At 68.6% G+C, this 15,544-nt stretch carries 15 protein-coding genes; 12 read left to right on the forward strand and 3 right to left on the reverse strand.

The window, feature by feature from the left end; all coding sequences use genetic code 11:
• Positions 1-36 precede the first annotated feature (36 nt).
• From ACZ4D5_RS20995 to ACZ4D5_RS21050, 12 genes are all read left to right on the forward strand, one after another.
• Positions 37-1,287, forward strand: a complete 1,251-nt coding sequence (locus ACZ4D5_RS20995; RefSeq protein ID WP_467773875.1) for a serine hydroxymethyltransferase — start codon at positions 37-39, stop codon at positions 1,285-1,287.
• A gap of 130 nt (positions 1,288-1,417) precedes the next feature.
• A complete protein-coding gene (locus ACZ4D5_RS21000) occupies positions 1,418-2,794 on the forward strand; it encodes an MraY family glycosyltransferase (protein WP_467773876.1) in 1,377 nt (458 codons plus the stop codon).
• 282 nt (positions 2,795-3,076) lie between these two features.
• Positions 3,077-3,490 (forward strand): hypothetical protein, encoded by a 414-nt coding sequence (locus tag ACZ4D5_RS21005; RefSeq protein ID WP_467773877.1) that lies wholly within the window; start codon positions 3,077-3,079, stop codon positions 3,488-3,490.
• Between the two features lie 222 nt (positions 3,491-3,712).
• A complete protein-coding gene (atpB, locus tag ACZ4D5_RS21010; protein ID WP_362328817.1) occupies positions 3,713-4,522 on the forward strand; it encodes a F0F1 ATP synthase subunit A in 810 nt (269 codons plus the stop codon).
• 71 nt (positions 4,523-4,593) lie between these two features.
• Entirely contained in the window at positions 4,594-4,842 is a 249-nt protein-coding gene (locus ACZ4D5_RS21015; protein ID WP_030792134.1) for an ATP synthase subunit c family protein, read from the forward strand.
• A 42-nt stretch (positions 4,843-4,884) separates the two neighbouring features.
• The gene (locus tag ACZ4D5_RS21020; RefSeq protein WP_467773878.1) at positions 4,885-5,439 is read left to right on the forward strand and encodes a F0F1 ATP synthase subunit B; all 555 of its coding nucleotides are present in this window, start codon (positions 4,885-4,887) and stop codon (positions 5,437-5,439) included.
• The gene (locus ACZ4D5_RS21025; RefSeq protein ID WP_467773879.1) at positions 5,436-6,260 is read left to right on the forward strand and encodes a F0F1 ATP synthase subunit delta; all 825 of its coding nucleotides are present in this window, start codon (positions 5,436-5,438) and stop codon (positions 6,258-6,260) included. The genes ACZ4D5_RS21020 and ACZ4D5_RS21025 overlap by 4 nt, the downstream gene beginning before the upstream one ends.
• 110 nt (positions 6,261-6,370) lie before the next feature.
• A complete protein-coding gene (gene atpA, locus ACZ4D5_RS21030) occupies positions 6,371-7,960 on the forward strand; it encodes a F0F1 ATP synthase subunit alpha (protein ID WP_467773880.1) in 1,590 nt (529 codons plus the stop codon).
• 21 nt (positions 7,961-7,981) lie between these two features.
• Complete coding sequence (locus ACZ4D5_RS21035; protein ID WP_467773881.1) at positions 7,982-8,899, forward strand: F0F1 ATP synthase subunit gamma; 918 nt, start codon at positions 7,982-7,984, stop codon at positions 8,897-8,899.
• Positions 8,899-10,341, forward strand: coding sequence for a F0F1 ATP synthase subunit beta (gene atpD / locus ACZ4D5_RS21040; protein WP_467773882.1), 1,443 nt, complete (start codon positions 8,899-8,901; stop codon positions 10,339-10,341). The genes ACZ4D5_RS21035 and atpD overlap by 1 nt, the downstream gene beginning before the upstream one ends.
• 132 nt (positions 10,342-10,473) lie before the next feature.
• Complete coding sequence (locus ACZ4D5_RS21045; RefSeq protein ID WP_055564402.1) at positions 10,474-10,848, forward strand: F0F1 ATP synthase subunit epsilon; 375 nt, start codon at positions 10,474-10,476, stop codon at positions 10,846-10,848.
• Between the two features lie 129 nt (positions 10,849-10,977).
• On the forward strand, positions 10,978-11,427 hold the full coding sequence (locus ACZ4D5_RS21050; RefSeq protein WP_362328826.1) for a DUF2550 domain-containing protein: 450 nt from the start codon (positions 10,978-10,980) through the stop codon (positions 11,425-11,427).
• A 141-nt stretch (positions 11,428-11,568) separates the two neighbouring features.
• Here ACZ4D5_RS21050 and ACZ4D5_RS21055 read toward each other — a convergent pair whose 3' ends face one another.
• The 3 genes from ACZ4D5_RS21055 to ACZ4D5_RS21065 form a co-directional block, all read right to left on the reverse strand.
• On the reverse strand, positions 11,569-13,404 hold the full coding sequence (locus ACZ4D5_RS21055) for a glycosyl hydrolase family 18 protein (RefSeq protein WP_467774043.1): 1,836 nt from the start codon (positions 13,402-13,404) through the stop codon (positions 11,569-11,571).
• A gap of 214 nt (positions 13,405-13,618) precedes the next feature.
• Positions 13,619-14,269, reverse strand: coding sequence for a response regulator (locus ACZ4D5_RS21060; RefSeq protein ID WP_467773883.1), 651 nt, complete (start codon positions 14,267-14,269; stop codon positions 13,619-13,621).
• A complete protein-coding gene (locus ACZ4D5_RS21065; RefSeq protein WP_467773884.1) occupies positions 14,266-15,456 on the reverse strand; it encodes a sensor histidine kinase in 1,191 nt (396 codons plus the stop codon). The genes ACZ4D5_RS21060 and ACZ4D5_RS21065 overlap by 4 nt, the downstream gene beginning before the upstream one ends.
• Between the last annotated feature and the right edge of the window lie 88 nt (positions 15,457-15,544).

The raw sequence follows: 15,544 nt of genomic DNA on the forward strand, positions 1-15,544 counted from the left end.
ATCTGAGGTCACCCCTGCGAGGCCCCGGAGCCCACGATGACGGTCAGCACGGCACCCACCGCCGCCACGGCGTACACGGATCTCGACGCGCTGCGCCGGCAGGACCCCGAACTCGCCGAGGTCCTCATCGGTGAGGTGACCCGGCAGTCCGACGCGCTCCAGCTGATCGCCGCGGAGAACTTCACCTCGCCCGCCGTCCTCACCGCCCTCGGCTCACCGCTCGCCAACAAGTACGCCGAGGGCTATCCCGGCGCCCGCCACCACGGCGGCTGCGAGCTGGTGGACGTCGCCGAGCGGATCGCGATCGACCGGGCCAAGGCCCTCTTCGGCGCCGAGCACGCCAACGTGCAGGCGCACTCCGGCTCCTCCGCCGTCCTCGCCGCGTACGCCGCGCTGCTGCGGCCCGGCGACACGGTCCTCGCGATGGGCCTGCCGTACGGCGGCCACCTCACGCACGGCTCGCCCGCCAACTTCTCCGGCAAGTGGTTCGACTTCGTCGGCTACGGCGTCGACCCCGAGAGCGGTCTCATCGACTACGACCAGGTGCACGCCCTGGCCCGCTCCCACCGTCCCAAGGCGATCGTCTGCGGCTCGATCTCCTCTCCGCGGCACATCGATTACGTCGCCTTCCGCGAGATCGCCGACGACGTCGGGGCGTACCTCATCGCCGACGCGGCGCACCCCATCGGCCTGGTCGCCGGGGGAGCGGCGCCGAGCCCCGTGCCGTACGCCGACGTCGTCTGCGCCACCACGCACAAGGTCCTGCGCGGCCCGCGGGGCGGCCTCCTGCTGTGCGGGGCCGACCTCGCGGAACGCATCGACCGGGCCGTCTTCCCCTTCACCCAGGGCGGCGCCCAGATGCACACGATCGCCGCCAAGGCCGTCGCGTTCGGCGAGGCGGCGACACCGGCCTTCACCGCGTACGCCCATCAGGTGGTCGCCAACGCGCGGATGCTCGCGGAGGGCCTGGCGGCCGGCGGGTTCGCGATCGCCACCGGCGGCACGGACACCCATCTGGTTCTGGCCGATCCCGCACCCCTGGGAGTGGAGGCGCACACCGCCCGGGGCAGGCTCGCGGCGGCCGGAATCGTCCTCGACGTCTGCGCCCTGCCGCACGGCGAGGCACGCGGACTGCGGCTCGGCACCGCCGCCGTCACGACCCAGGGCATGGCCGCTCCGGACATGGTGCGCGTCGCGGGACTGCTGGTCGACGCGGTGCGGGAGGACTCGAACGTACGCGAGGAGGTACGCGAACTGGTGGGAAGATTTCCGCCGTATCCGGGATAGGAGGAGGCGGGGGCGTCAGTGACCGGCGCAAACTCGTGCAACCATCGTCGCTACCCGGAAGTCCCCAACCGTATGCCCGCAAAGCTAGGGTGTGGGGCTGAGATGGCCAGCGAGACCTGTGGGGAAGCCCGTGCGTGAATACCTGCTGACGCTCTGCATCACGGCCGCGGTGACCTACCTGCTGACTGGCCCGGTGCGGAAGTTCGCGATCGTGGCCGGCGCCATGCCGGAGATCCGCGCTCGTGACGTGCACCGGGAGCCCACGCCCCGGCTCGGCGGGATCGCGATGTTCTTCGGCCTGTGCGCGGGCCTCCTGGTCGCCGACCACCTGCCCAACCTGAACGCGGTCTTCGAGAACTCCAACGAACCGCGGGCGCTGCTCTCCGGAGCGGCGCTCATCTGGCTGATCGGCGTCCTCGACGACAAGTTCGAGATCGACGCCCTGATCAAGCTCGGCGGGCAGATGATCGCCGCGGGCGTGATGGTCATGCAGGGTCTGACGATCCTGTGGATCCCGGTCCCCGGTGTGGGCCCGGTCTCGCTGACCTCGGGGCAGGGCACGCTCCTCACCGTCGCGCTCGTCGTCATCACCATCAACGCCGTGAACTTCGTCGACGGGCTCGACGGCCTGGCCGCGGGCATGGTCTGCATCGCGGCGGCCGCGTCCTTCATGTACGCCTACCGCATCTGGTACGGCTACGGCATCGAGGCCGCGGCCCCCGCCACGCTCTTCGCCGCCATCCTCATGGGCATGTGCCTGGGCTTCCTGCCGCACAACATGCACCCCGCCCGGATCTTCATGGGCGACTCGGGGTCGATGCTCATCGGCCTGATCCTCGCGGCGGGCGCCATCTCCGTCACCGGACAGGTCGACCCGGCGACGCTGAAGCTGAACTTCGGCACGGGACGCGACGCCACGCACGCGATGCTCCCGGTCTTCATCCCGCTCCTGATGCCGCTGACGATCATCGCGATCCCCTTCGCCGACCTCGTGCTCGCCATCGTGCGGCGCACCTGGAACGGCAAGTCGCCGTTCGCCGCCGACCGCGGCCACCTGCACCACCGGCTCCTGGAGATCGGCCACTCGCACAGCCGCGCGGTGCTGATCATGTACTTCTGGTCGGCGCTCATCGCCTTCGGCACCGTCGCCTACTCCGTGCACTCGACGAGCATGTGGATCCTGCTCCTGATCGTCGTCCTCAGCGCGGTCGGCCTCGTGCTGCTCCTGCTGCCGCGCTTCACGCCGCGCATCCCGCGCTGGGCCGAGGCCTTCGTGCCGCCGCGCTACCGGCGCAGGGTGGGGCAGGGCGGCACGGTGGCGGCCCGCGGCGGCGTCGGGGCCGGCACGGCCGAGGCGACCGGCGCGGCCAACGGGGCCGACGGGCCCGCGGACGACCGGACTCCCGCGGGCACGGCCGCCTCGGTGCGCGAGGTCCGGGCCCTGAACCTGCACGGCAGCACCGCGCTGTCGGAGAGGTCCCGCGTCCGCTCCCACGAGCGCGACTAGACCCCGTCAGGCACTCTGTTCGACCGGAACCGCCCTCATGATCGATTAGAGGCCCGGATCCGGGGTGGTCGATTGATCCATTCGTGTGACGGTCGGCACACTTTCGGGTAAAGACTGCATCAAATAGTTTGTGATACGGTTCACGAGAACCCGAGATATATTGAGGCGGCCCAAGCCAGACCGGTCGTCCAGATGAGGTGCGCCTCGTTCGTGTCCGGGTCAGGGCCTTCGCTCGACGATCGCTTTGCAACGTCCCCAAATTTCGCCGGAGGAGCTGCCGCCATGCAGTCCAACGACGCCCGCACTCTCCTTCACTGTGCCCTGCCCACCGCTGCCGCGGGCGTGGCGGGAGTCGCGGTCAGTGCCGCCGTGGCCGGCGGCAAGGGTGCGCTCGGCGCCACCTTCGGCACACTTCTCGTCCTGCTGTTCATGGGCGGGGGCCTCGTGGTCCTCCAGCGCAGTGCACGTTCCTTCCCGCATCTGTTCCAGATGATGGGCCTGCTGGTCTACACCGTGCAGATTCTGCTGCTGATGGTCGCCCTGACTGCGTTGCGCGGTACGTCGGCGTTCAACCACAAGAGCTTCGCCTTTACGCTGCTCGCCGCCACTTTGGTGTGGATCGGGGCGCAGCTGCGCTCCCATATGAAGGCCAAGGTCCTCTATGTGGAGCCGGAGTCCACGCGGGCGCAATCGTGACCTGTAGGGCCGACGTAAGGAGGCCTCCGCTCATTTGCTATGGTCTCGCCACAACTGCGGCAGAGCTGGCGCGGGCGGCAGCCGTGCCTGTGACGCCTTACGGCTCGGAGCCCAGCCGCCGCCCCCAAATCCGCAAGTCCAGTCCAGTGCCGTTCCGCGGACATCGACCGCGCCGACACATCGAGGTTGCCGTACCCATGCGCCACGTTGAAGGAGCTCGCGGTGAGTAACGCCCAGACGCTCGCCTTCGAGACCGATTGCCACATTTTTGAAGGGTGCGGTTTCCCGACCCCCGGCCTGCACTCCTTCCTCTTCGAGCCGATTTTCACCGTCGGTGGCATTGAGTTCAACAAGCCAATGCTGCTGGCCTTCCTGAGCTCGATCGTCGTCATCGGCTTCTTCTGGGCGGCTTTCAACAAGCCGAAGCTGATCCCCGGCAAGCTCCAGATGGTCGGCGAAGCCGGTTACGACTTCGTGCGTCGTGGGGTCGTCTACGAGACGCTCGGCAAGAAGGAGGGCGAGAAGTACGTCCCCCTCATGGTCTCGCTGTTCTTCTTCATCTGGATCATGAACATCTGGTCGATCGTTCCGCTCGCCCAGTTCCCGGTGACCTCGGTCATCGCCTTCCCGGCGGGCCTCGCGGCCATCGTGTACATCCTCTGGGTCAGCTTGACCTTCAAGCGGCACGGATTCGTCGGCGGCTTCAAGAACATCACCGGCTACGACCGCTCGCTCGGCCCGGTCTTCCCGATGGTCATGTTCTTCGAGTTCCTGTCGAACATGATCATCCGGCCCTTCACCCACGCGGTCCGGCTCTTCGCCAACATGTTCGCGGGGCATGTCCTGCTGGTGATCTTCACCATCGCGAGCTGGTACCTGTTGAACGGTATCGGCATCGCCTACGCGAGCGTCTCGTTCGTCATGGTCATCGTGATGACGATCTTCGAGCTGTTCATCCAGGCGCTCCAGGCCTACGTCTTCATCCTGCTGTCCTGCAGCTACATCCAGGGCGCGCTCGCCGAGCACCACTGAGCACGCTTCTCTCCCCCCGATACATCCGGTGGCCAACCCCCACCGGCCCGTGAAAAGAAGGAAGTTACGGCATGTCCGCTCTCGAGACCCTCGCCGCGGTCAACATCCAGGGCAACTTCGGCGCGATCGGCTACGGCCTCGCCGCCATCGGCCCCGGCATCGGCGTCGGCGTCATCTTCGGTAACGGTACGCAGGCCCTCGCCCGTCAGCCCGAGGCCGCCGGCCTCATCCGTCAGAACCAGATCCTCGGCTTCGTGCTCTGTGAGGCCCTGGCCCTGATCGGTCTGGTCATGGGCTTCGTTTACCCGGTTCCTTCCTGATCCGGTCTCGGCTGACGAGAAACTTCAACGGAAGGCACTGATGTGATCTCCCTGGTACAGCTGGCGTCGGAGGAGCCGCAGAACCCTCTGATTCCGCCGATCCCTGAGCTCGTCATCGGCCTGATCGCGTTCGTCATCGTCTTCGGCTTCTTCGCCAAGAAGTTCCTCCCGAACATCAACAAGGTTCTGGAAGAGCGCCGCGAGGCGATCGAAGGCGGCATCGAGAAGGCCGAGGCCGCGCAGACCGAGGCCCAGAGCGTGCTCGAGCAGTACAAGGCTCAGCTCGCCGAGGCTCGGCACGAGGCCGCGCGCCTGCGCCAGGAGGCGCAGGAGCAGGGCGCTCAGCTCATCGCCGAGATGCGGGCCGAGGGCCAGCGTCAGCGCGAGGAGATCGTCGCCGCCGGCCACGCCCAGATCGAGGCCGACCGCAAGGCTGCCGCTCAGTCGCTGCGTCAGGACGTGGGCCAGCTGGCCACCGACCTGGCCGGCAAGCTCGTCGGTGAGTCCCTCGAGGACCACGCCCGACAGAGCCGCACCATCGACCGTTTCCTCGACGGACTCGATGAGGCCGCTGCGAAGGCCGAGGCGGCTCGATGACAGCGCACGGAGCGAGCCGCGAGGCACTGGCCGCCGCGCGCGAGCGTCTCGACGCGCTGACGGACAGCACCTCGGTCGACGCCAAGCAGCTCGCGGACGAGCTTGCCGCCGTCACCGCGCTGTTCGGCCGTGAGGTCTCGTTGCGTCGGGTCCTGACCGACCCGGCGCAGTCCGGTGAGGCCAAGGCCGAACTGGCGGGACGGCTGCTCGGCAGCCAGGTGGGCGGCGCGACCGCCGACCTGGTGGCCGGCATGGTGCGCTCGCGCTGGTCGCGGTCGCGTGACCTGGTGGACGCCCTCGAGGTGCTCGCCAACGTCGCCGACCTGACCGGCGCGCAGAAGGCCGGCGCGCTGGACAACGTCGAGGACGAGCTCTTCAGGTTCGGCCGAATCGTCTCTTCCAGCACCGAGCTGCGGGCCGCGCTCGTGGACCGCGCCGCCACCGGCACGGCCAAGGCCGAGCTGCTGCGCAGGCTCCTCGGCGGTCGCGCGGAGGACGTCACGGAGCGGCTCATCGAGCGCCTTGTGACCGCGCCGCGTGGACGTAGCCTGGAAGAGGGACTCGAGTCCCTCTCCAAGCTGGCTGCGGACCGTCGCAACCGCATGGTCGCCGTCGTCACTTCCGCTGTGCCGCTCTCGGACCAGCAGAAGCAGCGTCTCGGTGCCGCCCTGGCCAAGGTGTACGGACGCCCGATGCACCTCAACCTCGACGTGGACCCCACGGTCCTCGGCGGGATCACGGTTCAGGTGGGCGACGAGGTCATCAACGGCAGCATCGCGGACCGCATCGAGGAAGCCGGCCGCCGCGTGGCCGGCCAGTAACTCAACAAGCATTACCTACGGCCCTAGTTGGGCCGTGCAGAGGATTCCTGGGGGTCGCCCCCAGACCCCCAAAGAAACTTCGGGCCCAACAAGGAGAGCAGGGAACCCAGATGGCGGAGCTCACGATCCGGCCGGAGGAGATCCGGGACGCGCTGGAGAACTTTGTCCAGGCGTACAAGCCGGACGCGGCCTCGCGCGAGGAGGTCGGTACGGTCACCCTTGCCGGCGACGGCATCGCGAAGGTCGAGGGCCTGCCCTCGGCCATGGCCAACGAGCTGCTGAAGTTCGAGGACGGGACCCTCGGTCTCGCGCTGAACCTTGAAGAGCGCGAGATCGGTTCGATCGTCCTCGGCGAGTTCAGCGGCATCGAAGAGGGCCAGTCGGTCAGCCGTACCGGCGAGGTGCTGTCGGTCGCCGTGGGCGAGGGCTACCTCGGCCGCGTCGTCGACCCGCTCGGCAACCCGATCGACGGCCTCGGCGAGATCGAGACCAGCGGGCGTCGCGCCCTCGAGCTGCAGGCCCCCACGGTCATGCAGCGCAAGTCGGTGCACGAGCCGATGGAGACCGGCTACAAGGCCGTCGACGCGATGACCCCGATCGGCCGTGGTCAGCGTCAGCTGATCATTGGTGACCGCCAGACCGGCAAGACCGCCCTGGCCGTCGACACGATCATCAACCAGCGCGACAACTGGCGCTCGGGCGACGTGAACAAGCAGGTCCGCTGCATCTACGTCGCCATCGGTCAGAAGGGCTCCACCATCGCCTCCGTGCGCGGTGCCCTGGAAGAGGCCGGCGCCCTGGAGTACACGACCATCGTCGCCGCCCCGGCGTCCGACCCGGCCGGCTTCAAGTACCTCGCGCCGTACACCGGTTCGGCCATCGGCCAGCACTGGATGTACGAGGGCAAGCACGTCCTCATCGTCTTCGACGACCTCTCGAAGCAGGCCGACGCCTACCGCGCCGTGTCCCTGCTGCTCCGTCGCCCGCCGGGGCGCGAGGCCTACCCGGGTGACGTCTTCTACCTGCACTCCCGCCTCCTCGAGCGCTGCGCGAAGCTCTCGGACGAGATGGGCAAGGGTTCGATGACCGGTCTGCCGATCGTCGAGACGAAGGCGAACGACGTGTCGGCGTTCATCCCGACCAACGTCATCTCCATCACCGACGGCCAGTGCTTCCTGGAGTCGGACCTCTTCAACGCCGGTCAGCGCCCCGCGCTGAACGTCGGTATCTCCGTCTCCCGAGTCGGTGGTTCCGCGCAGCACAAGGCGATCCGCCAGGTGTCCGGCCGTCTGCGTGTCGACCTCGCCCAGTTCCGTGAGCTCGAGGCGTTCGCCGCCTTCGGTTCCGACCTGGACGCCGCGTCGAAGTCCCAGCTCGAGCGTGGTCAGCGCATGGTCGAGCTGCTCAAGCAGGCGCAGTACGAGCCGATGGCGACCGAGGACCAGGTCGTGTCCGTGTGGTCCGGTACCACCGGTCGCATGGACGAGGTGCCGGTCAAGGACATCCGTCGCTTCGAGCGCGAGCTGCTCGAGTACCTGCACCGCAAGGAGCAGGGCCTCATGACCTCCATCAAGGAGGGCGGCAAGATGTCGGACGACACGATCACCGCCATCAGCGACGCCGTCGCGGAGTTCAAGAAGCAGTTCGAGACCTCGGACGGGAAGCTTCTCGGCGAGGACGCTCCGGCCGCCGCCAAGTGACGTAAGGAAGGGACCTGACTCATGGGAGCCCAGCTCCGGGTCTACAAGCGTCGCATCCGATCCGTCACCGCGACCAAGAAGATCACCAAGGCGATGGAGATGATCGCCGCCTCGCGCGTCGTCAAGGCGCAGCGCAAGGTGGCGGCCTCCACGCCGTACGCGACCGAGCTCACCCGAGCGGTCACGGCGGTCGGCACTGGTTCGAACACCAAGCACCCGCTGACGACCGACGCGGAGAAGGCCACCCGTTCCGCGGTTCTGCTCCTCACGAGCGACCGCGGTCTGGCCGGCGCCTTCAACTCCAACGCCATCAAGGCCGCCGAGCAGCTCACCGAGCAGCTCGAGGCCGAGGGCAAGGAGGTCGTCACGTACATCGTCGGCCGCCGTGGTCTGGCCCACTACAACTTCCGCGAGCGCAAGGTCGCGGAGTCGTGGTCGGGCTTCACCGACGAGCCGACGTACGCGGACGCCAAGAAGGTCGCGGTGCCGCTGATCGAGGCCATCGAGAAGGAGACGGCGGAGGGCGGTGTGGACGAACTCCACATCGTGTACACCGAGTTCGTCTCGATGATGACGCAGACGGCCACCGACAGCCGACTGCTGCCGCTCAGCCTCGAAGAGGTCGCGGAGGAGGCGCCCACCAAGGGTGAGCTCCTTCCGCTGTACGACTTCGAGCCGTCGGCGGAGGACGTCCTCGACGCCCTGCTGCCGCGCTACGTCGAGAGCCGTATCTACAACGCGCTGCTCCAGTCGGCTGCTTCCAAGCACGCCGCCACGCGCCGCGCGATGAAGTCGGCCACCGACAACGCCGGGGATCTGATCAACAACCTCTCCCGGCTTGCCAACGCGGCCCGCCAGGCCGAAATCACCCAGGAAATCAGCGAGATCGTCGGCGGCACTGCTGCCCTTGCCGACGCGACCGCGGGGAGTGACAAGTAATGACGACCACTGTTGAGACGGCCGTTGCCACGGGCCGCGTCGCCCGGGTCATCGGCCCGGTCGTCGACGTGGAGTTCCCCGTCGACGCGATGCCGGACATCTACAACGCGCTGCACGTCGAGGTCGACGACCCGTCGACCGAGGGCGCGAAGAAGACGCTGACCCTCGAGGTCGCCCAGCACCTGGGCGACGGCGTGGTCCGCGCGATCTCGATGCAGCCCACCGACGGCCTGGTCCGCCAGGCTCCGGTCACCGACACCGGCGCGGGCATCTCGGTGCCGGTCGGCGACGTGACCAAGGGCCGCGTCTTCAACACCCTCGGTGAGGTGCTCAACGACGACCCGTCGACGGTCGCCGACTCCGAGCGCTGGACGATCCACCGCAAGGCCCCGGCCTTCGACCAGCTCGAGTCCAAGACCGAGATGTTCGAGACCGGCCTGAAGGTCGTCGACCTCCTCACCCCGTACGTCAAGGGTGGAAAGATCGGTCTGTTCGGTGGTGCCGGTGTCGGCAAGACCGTTCTGATCCAGGAAATGATCGTCCGTGTGGCCAAGCTGCACGACGGTGTCTCCGTCTTCGCCGGTGTCGGCGAGCGCACCCGTGAGGGCAACGACCTCATGGTCGAGATGGAGGAAGCCGGCGTTCTGGACAAGACCGCGCTGGTCTTCGGCCAGATGGACGAGCCGCCGGGCACGCGTCTGCGCGTCGCCCTGGCCGGTCTGACCATGGCGGAGTACTTCCGCGATGTGCAGAAGCAGGACGTGCTGTTCTTCATCGACAACATCTTCCGCTTCACGCAGGCCGGTTCCGAGGTCTCGACCCTGCTCGGCCGCATGCCCTCCGCGGTGGGCTACCAGCCGAACCTGGCCGACGAGATGGGTCTCCTCCAGGAGCGCATCACCTCGACCCGTGGTCACTCGATCACCTCGATGCAGGCGATCTACGTCCCCGCGGACGACCTGACCGACCCGGCCCCGGCCACCACGTTCGCCCACCTCGACGCGACGACGGTTCTCTCTCGTCCGATCTCCGAGAAGGGCATCTACCCGGCCGTGGACCCGCTGGACTCCACGTCCCGCATCCTGGACCCGCGCTACATCGCGCAGGACCACTACGACGCCGCCATGCGCGTCAAGGGAATCCTGCAGAAGTACAAGGACCTCCAGGACATCATCGCGATCCTCGGTATCGACGAGCTCAGCGAAGAGGACAAGCTCGTCGTCGCCCGTGCCCGTCGCGTGGAGCGCTTCCTGTCCCAGAACACCCACGCCGCCAAGCAGTTCACCGGCGTGGACGGTTCGGACGTGTCCCTCGACGAGTCGATCGCGGCCTTCAACGCGATCTGCGACGGCGAGTACGACCACTTCCCTGAGCAGGCCTTCTTCATGTGCGGTGGTCTCGACGACCTCAAGAAGAACGCCAAGGAGCTCGGCGTCTCCTGAGCCCGGTAGCTCATCTCGGAGAGGGGCGGGTGCACCCCGCGCAGGGGCCGTGTCCCGCCCCTCTTCGTACGCCCACTAGAATTTGACCCAACACCCGGCTGAACCGCCGGGTGGTGACCCGAGGAGCCACCCTTGGCTGCTGAGCTGCATGTCGAGCTGGTCGCAGCGGACCGCAGTGTCTGGTCCGGTGAGGCCACCCTGGTCGTCGCGCGCACCACGTCCGGCGACATCGGCGTCATGCCCGGTCACCAGCCGCTGCTCGGTGTGCTGGAGTCGGGCCCGGTGACCATTCGTACGAGCGACGGCGGCACGGTCGTCGCCGCTGTCCACGGCGGATTCATCTCCTTCGCGGACGACAAGCTGTCGCTGCTGGCCGAGATCGCGGAGCTGTCCGACGAGATCGACGTCCAGCGTGCGGAGCGGGCGCTGGAGCGCGCGAAGTCGGAGGCCGACGCCTCCGCCGAGCGGCGTGCCGACGTCCGACTGCGTGCGGTGGCGACGCGCTGACCCCAGCGCGCGGCGTAACGTGACTCAGCCGCGGCCAGGTCCGGGAACACTTCCGGACCGGGTCGCGGCTGAGGCAATGCGGGTGCAATGTAGTGGTCCGTTTTCGAAGAGGCGAGGAGGTCGGTGCCGATGATCCTCACTCTGCTCGTGTGCGGACTTGCTTTGATCGTGCTGGTGTTGGTGGGGCTCTTCGTCTTCGGGCTGCGGCGCCGGCTGATCCAGCGCTCCGGCGGAACCTTCGACTGCAGCCTGCGCTGGAACGCCCCGGAGAAGGGCGACACCTCCGGCAAGGGCTGGGGCTACGGCGTCGCCCGCTACAACGGTGACCGGATCGAGTGGTTCCGAGTCTTCTCGTACGCTCCCCGGCCGCGCCGGGTCCTGGAGCGTTCGGCCATCGAGGTCGTCGACCGCCGCGCACCGGACGGCGAGGAGGAGCTGGCCCTGCTCTCCGACGCCATCGTCCTCGGCTGCCTGCACCGCGGCGTCCGTCTCGAACTGGCGATGAGCGAGGACGCGCTCACGGGTTTCCTTGCCTGGCTGGAGGCGGCGCCTCCGGGGCAGCGGGTCAACGTGGCGTAGTCCCCCGAAGAGGCACCCCGTAAGGGGCGCGGGAACTGCGCGACCAGCCACAGACATCCCGCAGACGCGACATACGAGAAGCCGGGGAGAACAGGGGGCGTTCCTGTTCTCCCCGGCTTCGTCATAGGGGGGCGCTACGGACTACTTGAGCCCGTCGTTGATCGCGCTCACCAACTCCCCGTTGGCCGTGTCACCGCTGAACTCCCAGAAGAACGCGCCCCCGAGACCCTGATCCTTGGCCCAGGTCATCTTGGCGCGGACGGTGGCCGGGGTGTCGTACGACCACCAGTTGCTGCCGCAGTGGGCGTAGGCCGTGCCGGCGACCGTGCCGTTCGAGGGGCAGGAGTTCTTGAGGACCTTGTAGTCCTCGATGCCTTGCTCGTACGTGCCGGGGGCGGGGCCCGTGGCGGTGCCGCCCGGCTCCTTCTGGGTGACTCCGGTCCAGCCGCGGCCGTAGAAGCCGATGCCGAGCAGGAGCTTGGCCGAGGGCACGCCCTTGGCCTTCAACTTGGCGATCGCCGCGGCGGAGTTGAAGCCGTCCTGCGGGATGCCCGGGTAGGACGTGAGCGGGGAGTGCGGGGCCGTCGGGCCCTTGGCCGCCCAGGCGCCGAAGAAGTCGTACGTCATCACGTTGTACCAGTCGGCGTACTGCGCGGCGCCGCCGTAGTCCGCGGCGTCGATCTTGCCGCCGTTGGAGGCGTCGGCGGTGATGGCGGCCGTGACGAGGTTCTTGGCGCCGAACTCGTTGCGGAACGCCTGCATCATGTTCTTGAAGACGGCCGGGCCCGAGGTGTCGCAGGACAGGCCGCAGGCGTTGGGGTACTCCCAGTCCAGGTCGATGCCGTCGAAGACGTCGGCCCAGCGCGGGTCCTCGACCAGGTCGTGGCAGGACTTGGCGAAGGCCGCCGGGTTCTTCATGGCGTCGGTGAAGCCGCCGGACCAGGTCCAGCCGCCGAAGGACCAGAGGATCTTGATGTTCGGGTACTTGGCCTTGAGCTTGCGCAGCTGGTTGAAGTTGCCGCGCAGGGGCTGGTCCCAGGTGTCGGCGACGCCGTCGACGGACTGGTCGGCGGTGTAGGCCTTGTCGATCGCCGCGTACGAGTCGCCCATGGTGCACTTGCCGCCCTGGACGTTGCCGAAGCTGTAGTTGATGTGCGTGATCTTGTCGGCCGAGCCGGAGGTCGCGATGTTCTTCGCGTGGTAGTTGCGCTGGTAGACGCCCCACTCGGTGAAGTAGCCGAGCTTGACCTTGTCACCGGGGCCGGGGCCCGGGTCGCCGCCGCCCGTGGTGCGGACCTTGACGGCGCCGCTGGCGGGGCCCGTCTGGTCGGCGGTGTCGCGGGCCTGGACGGTGTAGGAGTAGTCGGTGCCCTTGGTCAGGCCGGTGTCGGAGTACGAATTGCCCGTCACCGTCGCGACCTTGGCGCCGTCACGGAGGACGTCGTAGTTCTTGACGCCCTTGTCGTCGGTCGCGGACTTCCAGTCGAGCTTCACCGAGGTGTCGGTGATGTCGGAGGCCACGGGGGTGCCGGGGGCGCTCGGCGGATTGTCGCCGGGCACGCTGCCGCCGTCACAACTGCCGCCGTTCAGCGTGCACTTGGAGGGGGCGCCGGAGCCCGTGCCGTTGAACCCGAAGGAGACCGAGGCGCCGGGGGCGAGCGTCCCGTTCCAGCCGAGGTTCTTGGCGGTCCAGCGGTTGCCGGAGTTGGTGACGGTGGCGTCCCAGGCCGAGGCCACCCTGGTGCCGGTGGGGAAGTCCCACTCGACGGTCCACGAACTGATCGTGGAGGTACCGGTGTTCTTGATGGTCCACTTGCCCTCGAAGCCGCTGCCCCAGTCCTGGGTCTTGGCGTACGTGGCCGTGGCCTCGGGAGCGGCGTCGGGGGCCGCCTCGGCGGAGCCGCCGAGCGCGACCAGGGTGGCGAGCGGGAGCAGCAGGGTGCTGAGTCCGGCCACTGCTTTGTGTCTGAATCCGATTCCTGAGCGTGCCTTGCTACGTGTGAAGCGCACGAGGTGCTCCTCGGGTGAGTTCCGGGGGTCTGAGGGGTTGGGACCCTGCGCCGCCCGTGAGCACGTGGACACGTGGGGGAGTGCTCACCGCAGTGCGGTGAGAATAGAAAGGTCTGGACCAGCGGTCAAGAGGTCTGAACCAATGGCTGAATTGTGTCCCTCGCGCGCCCCGATCGCGGGGTCAGATGCCCAACTCCTGGGCGAGCACGGCGGCTTGGACCCGGCTGCGCAGCTCCAGCTTGCCGAGCATCCGGCTCACATGCGTCTTCACCGTCGCCTCCGCCATGGTGAGGCGGGCCGCGATCTCCGCGTTCGACAGGCCCTGCCCGATGCAGGACAGGACCTCGCGCTCGCGGCGCGTGAGGCTGTCGAGCACGGCGGGGTCCGGCGCGTTCTCGCTGCGTACGGCCTTGGCGGGGGCGGCGAACTCGGCGATCAGACGGCGGGTGACGGCCGGTGCGATCAGGCCCTCGCCACGCGCGACCGTGCGGACCCCCTCGATGAGGTCCTTCGCCTCGGTGTTCTTCAGGAGGAAACCGGACGCCCCCGCGCGCAGCGCCCCGAAGACGTACTCGTCGAGGTCGAAGGTGGTCAGGACCAGGACGTCCGCAAGCCCCTCGGAGACGACCTGGCGCGTTGCCGACACCCCGTCCAGGCGCGGCATCTGAATGTCCATCAGGACCAGGTCGGGGCGGAGCTCGCGGGCGAGCGCGACGGCCTCCTCGCCGTCCGACGCCTCGCCGACGACCTCGATGTCGGACGCGCTGCGCAGGATCAGGACGAGTCCCGCGCGCACGGCTGACTGGTCCTCGGCGACTAGCACCCGGATCATTCCTTGGCTCCTTCGTCTGCGGGGTCGACGGGCAGGGTCGCGAAGACGTGCCAGACCTTGCCGTCGGGGCTTGACTCGGGGCCGGACTCGAAGGTGCCGCCGAGCAGTTCGGTGCGCTCGCGCATGCCGACGAGGCCGGCGCCCGAGCCGGGGGCGCGGGGCCCCGATGGATCTCCGTACGGACTTCTCACACGGATCGTCAGGGCGCGGGGCTCCTGGGCCAGGGTCACGGTGACGCGGCCGGGCGACGCGTGCTTGAGTGCGTTGGTCAGGGACTCCTGGACGATGCGGTACGCGGCGAGCTCGACCGGCGCGGGCAGCTCGGGGCCCTGCGGGTCGCGTGCGTCGTCCAGGGCGACGTCCAGGCCGTTGGTGCGGGCGCCGGAGACCAGCGTGCCGAGGCCGTCGAGGGTGGGCGCGGCGGCCGGCTCCAGGTCGCCGCTGTCGGAGCGCAGGATGCCGATGAGGCGGCGCATCTCGGCCAGGCCCTCGACGCTGTTCTCACGGATGACGGCGAGCGCGTCCTTGCTGGTCTTCGGGTCGTCCAGGGAGAGCGCCGCCGTGGAGTGGATGGCGATCGCCGAGAGGTGGTTGGCGACCATGTCGTGCAGCTCGCGGGCCATCCTGGCGCGCTCGGCGGTGACGGCCTGGACGCGGTCCATCTCGGCGAGCAGCGCGGTCTGTTCGGCCCGCAGCTTCGCGGCCTCCGCGGCCTCGCGGTGGTTGCGCACCAAAACGCCCGTGGTGGCGGGCCCGAAGGAGATCACGCCGGCGAGGAGGCCGATGAGGATGGCCTCCGGCTGCTGGAACCACGCGAGGAAGCCGATGGTGATCGCCACCGTCACCGTGCCGGTGGTCAGCGGGATCCGCCGGGCGGCGGCCGGGGTGCCGTACACGACGGCGGCGTACACGATGTCGGTGAACATCATGATCGACGCGAGGTTGCCCTCGGTGAACTGGTCGGCGACCAGCGCGAGCGTGCCGACGGTGAGCGCGAACTGCGGCGCCGACCTGCGCACCAGCTCCAGACAGGCGAGCACGGCCAGCGGGATGAGCGCCCAGTCGCCGCTGAGCAGGCGGCCCGGCTGCGCGTGCAGACCCAGCGCCCACAGGAAGAGCCCGCAGAGCAGGCTGACCGCGGCGATGGAGACGTCGACGCGGTGCGGGCGGGCGAGGGACAGGGCCATGCCCCCATCCAACACGGTCCACCCGGGGCGAGGCCTGGTCCTGGGGGAGGAACCGCCCGCTACATCGAAGGATGCAGTCCCACTTCGT

The sequence above is a fragment of the Streptomyces sp. NPDC025651 genome, from assembly GCF_055558735.1.